We start from the raw sequence: 1,140 nt of genomic DNA, 5'->3' as shown, positions 1-1,140 counted from the left end.
GGCGGGCGCGGCTCGCGCTGCCCGATCTCGCCACGCTCGGGCCGGTGGCCACGCTGGGACGGCGGCTGCCGGGGTGCGCCCCGGCGCTGGACCTGTCCGCGTCGCGGGTGGCGCTGCCCGAGGCGGGCGACGACGCCGCGGCGGACGCGGTCATCGTGTTCACCTCCGGTACGACGTCCCGGCCGCGCGCCGTGGTGCATTCCCGGGGCGGGCTCGCCGCCGGGATGCGGTCGGTGGCCGAACTGGTCCGGCCCCGGCCCGACGCGCCCGTGCTCGGCGGCACGTTCTTCGTGCTGCTGCCCTCGCTGACGCGGGGCGCCCCGGTCGCGCTGCCCGCCCGTACGCCGCGCGTCCTCGCCCGGCAGCTCGCCCGGCTAACCCCGCAGGCCACCTATCTGACGCCACCGCAGCTGCGCGTCGCGCTCGCCGCGTCGGCCCCCTTCACCGGCCGGGTCTGGACCGGCTCGGCCCCGGCGGGCGCCGAGCTGCTGGCCCGGGTCAAGCGGGCGGGGGCGGACGAGGCGTGGGGGGTGTACGCGCTCACCGAACTCTTCCCGGCCGCCGCCGTCGAAGCGGCCGAGAAGGCAGCCTTCGGCGGGACCGGCGATCTGGCCGGGGCGCCGCTGCCGGGGGTCCGGGCCCGGGTGGACGGCATGGCCCCGGGGAAGGGCGAACTGCTGCTGGCCGGGCCCGCGGCCCGCCACCGCTATCTGGGCGAGGACCCCGACCCCTGGGTGCGGACCGGCGACCGGGCCCGCTGGGAGGGCGGCCGGATCGTGCTGGAGGGGCGGCTGAAGACCATGGTGCTGCGCGGTGCCGAAAACATCTACCCGGGCCTGTACGAGCCGTCGCTGCACGTGGCCGGGGTCGAACTGGCCCTCCTCGTCGGCGTCCCGGCCGGAGACGGCGACGAACGGCTCGTCGCGCTCGTCCAGCCGAGCCCCGGTGCCGACCCGCGCCGGGTGCGCGCCCTGCTGGCCGGACCGCTGGAGCGGATGGGCTCCGCCCGCCCCGACGCGGTGCTCCTCACCGACATCCCGCTCACCGGGCGGTCCCGCAAACCGGACCGCGCGGAGGCGGCCCGGCGGGCGGCGGCCCGGCTGGACGGCCGTGCCGCGCCCGCTTCCGTACGCCGCCTCC

The 1,140-nt window shown here is 79.1% G+C and carries 1 protein-coding gene; it reads left to right on the top strand.

What is annotated here, in order from left to right; all coding sequences use genetic code 11:
- Positions 1-1,140 (top strand): AMP-binding protein (locus EEJ42_RS31440; RefSeq protein ID WP_123105257.1); only part of this gene is annotated, 1,140 nt, incomplete at both ends.

Source organism: Streptomyces botrytidirepellens (assembly GCF_003721215.1).
Classification (GTDB): Bacteria; Actinomycetota; Actinomycetes; order Streptomycetales; family Streptomycetaceae; genus Streptomyces; species Streptomyces himastatinicus.
Note: the sequence above shows the minus strand (reverse complement) of the source record. Positions and strands in the feature narration are given on the sequence as shown.